Source organism: Bradyrhizobium sp. PRIMUS42, from assembly GCF_023006515.1.
Taxonomy (GTDB): Bacteria; Pseudomonadota; Alphaproteobacteria; order Rhizobiales; family Xanthobacteraceae; genus Bradyrhizobium.
On record NZ_JALBGZ010000568.1, the window covers coordinates 1 to 4,094 of the forward strand.

Genomic DNA, 4,094 nt, shown 5'->3' on the forward strand with positions numbered 1-4,094 from the left:
CATCGCCGCTGACGCGACCGCCGCGCGCGATTGGTACCGGAAAGCCGCGACACTCGGATCGGCGGAGGCGCGGCAGCGCCTCGCGCAGCTTCAGAACTAGAACTCGTTAGAGGACATCATGCGTAACGCTTTGGGAATGGCGCTTGCCGCCATCATGACCATCTGTGCCTTCGCGGCACGCGCCGAACAGGCCGAATACGATCCGGCCAAGGTCTCGGACGGCCTGAAAGCCATCTTCCAGTTCGGCTCGACCTCGACCAAGCAGGCGCTGAACGCCAACACCGTCACGCTGATCACCGGCACGATCGGCGGCACTTATGTGCAATTCGGCGCCGACCTCGCCTCGGTGCTCGACGACGGCAACAAGATCCGGGTGCTGCCGATCGTCGGCCGCGGTTCGGTGCAGAGCGTTGCCGACATCCTGTTCCTGCAAGGCGTCGATTTCGGAATCGTGCGCGCCGACACGCTCGACTATCTCGAACGCAAGGGTTTTGCCAAGGACATCAAGAAGCAGTTCACCTATGTGACCAAGCTCTACAACGAAGAGATGCAGGTGATCGCGCCGAAATCGGTCGCGACCCTGAAGGATCTCGAAGGCAAGACTGTGAGCGTGGACCTGCCCAATGGCGGCACCTTCGTCACCGCGCTCACCGTGTTCGAACGACTCGGGATCAAGGCGAAGTTCGTCTATGTCGAGCAGCGCATCGCGATGGAGAAGCTGAAGGCCGGCGAGATCGACGCCGTCGTCGTGGTCGGCGGCAAGCCATATAAATCGGTCTCGACCTTCGGCAATGACGGCCGCTTCCATTTTGCGAAGGTCGACTACGCGAAGCCGCTGCAGAGCGACTATCTGCCGGCGACGCTGACTGCCAAGGACTATCCGAACCTGATCAAGGAGGGCGAGAGCGTGGACACGATCGCGGTGCCCGCAGTGCTCGCGGCCTATAATTGGGCGCCCAACACCGAGCGCTACCGCAAGCTCGCGCTGTTCGTAGATGTGTTCTTCACGAAATTTCCCGCGCTGCAAAACCCGCCCTTCCATCCCAAGTGGAAGGAGGTCTCGCTCGCAGCGCCCCTGTCAGGCTGGAACAGATTGCCGGTGGCGCAGCAATGGCTCGACAAACACGGCGTCGAGCCGGTGACACGGCAACGCTTCGAGGCGTTTTTGAAGCAGAGCCCAGCCGCGGCGCAGGTGTCCGACACGGACAAGGAAACGTTGTTCAGGCAATTCCAGGCATGGGACGCTGAGAAGGCGCGGGCACAGGCGGGGGCCGAGAAGAAATGAAGGCCGTCGTTGCGAGGAGCAAAGCGACGAAGCAATCCAGACTGCCACCGCGCAAACGACTCTGGATTGCTTCGCTTCGCTCGCAATGACGAGCCTGAGGCGAGCAGCACCCAAACACTGTCGTCCGACAAGGCCGGGACATGACGGCAGTGTGTGCGGTTAGACTGCCTCCTGCGCCGCTTCCGCCTCATCCACTCCCCGCTTCAGTGCCACGCGGGCGGCCTCGCGATGCTCGCTCGTGATGTGACCGGCAACCATGCGGATGGCGGTGGCGAGCACGGCGGCGTCATCGGCGAAGCCGAGAATCGGCATCACGTCCGCGACGAAGTCGAACGGCAGGATGAAGTAAGCGATCGCCCCGAGCAGCGAGGCCTGGACGTGGCGTGGCGTCTGCCGATCGAACGCACAGTAATAGGCAGCAAGCAGGTCTTCTGCGAACGGCAGATGCGCGGCGACACGCTTCAGCTTGCGCCAGAAGCGGCGGCGCACGCCCTCGCGATCCTTCGCGAGCCGATCGGCCGGCTCGAAACCGACGCTGTGTTCGGCAGCCATGTTCGATAAACTCCCCGTTCAGCCAGGCTGCGGATCGCCGCATCCCGGCTGATCACAAGATGGGGATGTGGTCGCCCCCTGCAAGACGTCGGCCGATCTCAGCCTGCGATCGCGTTCATCGTCTTGGCCAGCGCGATGTCGAGCGCCGTGACGCCGCCGGCGTCGTGGGTCGACAGCACCACCTCCACCGTCTTGTAGACGTTGCGCCATTCGGGGTGGTGATCCATCTTCTCGGCGGCCATCGCGGCGCGGGTCATGAAGCCGAACGCCTCATTGAAATCCTTGAAGATAAAGGTTTTCCCGATGGCATCCCGGCCCTGAACCTCGTTCCAGCCAGGTAGTCCGCCCAGCGCCTGCTTGCGCGCCTCCGCCGAGAGCCGTTCTGCCATGGTTGTCTCCGTCCTTCAGGGGAACTTTACCCTAACACCGTCCTGGCGCCCCGGGTTCACACGGGGATTTCCGCCATCCGCTAACCATGACGGAGATGTAACCCCGCCGGACAAGAAATTTGCTACAATTGCGGGCGTAAATCGCCGGCCAAGATGAAACTGAGCCTGAAGCGCCTGTTTGGGAGATCGATGACCGGGGGATTGGACCTGGCCGAAGCGCCCCCTCCGCCTTCGCCGCGATCCGCGGCGCGGAAGACGGCGCTCGTGACTCTTGCACTCGTGCTTGCGATCGTCGGCGCGCTCGCCGGTGGCTATTACTTCGCGATGCGGCCGGTGACGCTGAAGATCGCGGTCGGTCCCGCCAACAGCGATGACGTCAAGGTCGTGCAGGCACTGACGCAGGCCTTCACGCAGACCAAGAGCCAGGTGCGGCTGCGGCCGATCCAGACCGACGGCGCCACGGCCAGCGCCAATGCACTTGCGGAAGGCAAGGTCGACCTCGCCATCGTGCGCGGCGACCTCGATGTGCCCAAGAACGCGCAAGCGGTCGCGACCCTGCGCAAGAACGTCGTGGTGCTGTGGTCCGTACCGGGCAAAGGCAAGAAGCGGGGCCCGAAGATCACCAAGATCTCGCAGCTCGCCGGCCATCGCATCGGCGTGGTCGGCCGCACCCAAGCCAATGTCAATCTGCTCAAGGTGATCCTCCAGCAATACGGCGTCGATCCCGCCAAGGTCGAGATCGTGCAATTCCCGGCCAACGAAGTCGCCGAGGCGATCAAGGCCCAGAAGGCCGACATCTATCTCGCCGCCGGCCCGGTCAACAGCAAGATCACGGCGGACGCGATCGCCGCCTCCATCAAGGATTTCGGCGCGCCCAACTTCCTCGCGATCGATTCGGCGGATGCGATTGCGCAAAACCATCCGGTCTACGAAGCGTCCGAGATTCCCGCCGGCACCTATGGCGGCTCGCCCGCCCGCCCGGAGGACGAGGTCAAGACCATCAGCTTCTCGCACCACGTCGTGGCGCGCAAAGGCGTCTCCGAAACCACCATCGCAGCGTTCACGCGCCAGCTGTTCGCCGTGCGCCAACAACTGGTGACGGAATTCCCGCTCGCAGCGAAAATCGAAACGCCCGACACCGACAAGGATGCGGTGATCCCGGTGCATCCCGGCGCCGCCGCCTTCGTCGACGGCGAGGAGAAGACCTTCCTCGACAAATACAGCGATTACATCTGGTGGAGCCTGATGGCGCTCTCGGCCATGGGCTCGATCGGCGCCTGGTTCGCGGGCTATCTGAAGAAGGACGAGCGCGACAACAACAGCCATCTGCGCGAACGTCTGCTGGACATGATCGCGGCGGCCCGCAAGTGCGAGACGACCGAAGAGCTCGACCAGATGCAGGCCGAGGCCGACGACATCCTGCGCGACACGCTGCGCTGCTTCGATCACGGCGCGATCGAGGAAGCCGCGCTCACCGCCTTCAACATCGCGCTGGATCAATTCCACGCCGCCGTCGCCGACCGCAAGGCGGTGCTGTTCAGCCTGCCGCAGAACCTGCAGCGCGCAGGCGCGCAATTCAGGGCCGCCGGCAACGCTTAAAGGCTTGCCCGTGTAATCGCTGCGTCACATTGTCTCAATATAGCTTCCGTCATTCCGGGGCGATGCGAAGCATCGCGCCCGGAATGACGGACTTTCCTGCCAGCTCGGGGTCGGAGCGAATTTTCATGAACTTGAAATTCTCCCGCCGCCGCTTCCTCGCCACCGGCGCCGGAGCGCTCGGCTCGATCGCAATGCCTTCTCTCTCGCGCGCGGCCGATCGGCCCGTGGTCACGCATGGCGTCCAGTCGGGCGACGTCACGGCCAGTGGC

5 protein-coding genes are annotated in these 4,094 nt (G+C 63.7%); 2 read left to right on the forward strand and 3 right to left on the reverse strand.

Going from position 1 to position 4,094, the window contains the following annotated elements:
• Positions 1-118: 118 nt before the first annotated feature.
• Positions 119-1,285: a TAXI family TRAP transporter solute-binding subunit gene (locus MOV75_RS29405; protein WP_247007074.1), complete on the forward strand. Its 1,167-nt coding sequence runs from the start codon at positions 119-121 to the stop codon at positions 1,283-1,285.
• A 159-nt stretch (positions 1,286-1,444) separates the two neighbouring features.
• Here the strand turns inward: MOV75_RS29405 and MOV75_RS29410 are convergent, their stop codons facing one another.
• Complete coding sequence (locus MOV75_RS29410; RefSeq protein ID WP_246931123.1) at positions 1,445-1,837, reverse strand: YkvA family protein; 393 nt, start codon at positions 1,835-1,837, stop codon at positions 1,445-1,447.
• A 98-nt stretch (positions 1,838-1,935) separates the two neighbouring features.
• Complete coding sequence (locus tag MOV75_RS29415) at positions 1,936-2,226, reverse strand: 4a-hydroxytetrahydrobiopterin dehydratase (RefSeq protein WP_246931124.1); 291 nt, start codon at positions 2,224-2,226, stop codon at positions 1,936-1,938.
• Between the two features lie 153 nt (positions 2,227-2,379).
• On the opposite strand from MOV75_RS29415, the gene MOV75_RS29420 reads away from it, so the two are divergent.
• Entirely contained in the window at positions 2,380-3,825 is a 1,446-nt protein-coding gene (locus MOV75_RS29420) for a TAXI family TRAP transporter solute-binding subunit (RefSeq protein ID WP_246931125.1), read from the forward strand.
• Positions 3,826-3,874: 49 nt separating this feature from the next.
• Here MOV75_RS29420 and MOV75_RS29425 read toward each other — a convergent pair.
• On the reverse strand, positions 3,875-4,094 hold a 220-nt coding region (locus MOV75_RS29425), incomplete at its 5' end, for a hypothetical protein (RefSeq protein ID WP_247007075.1).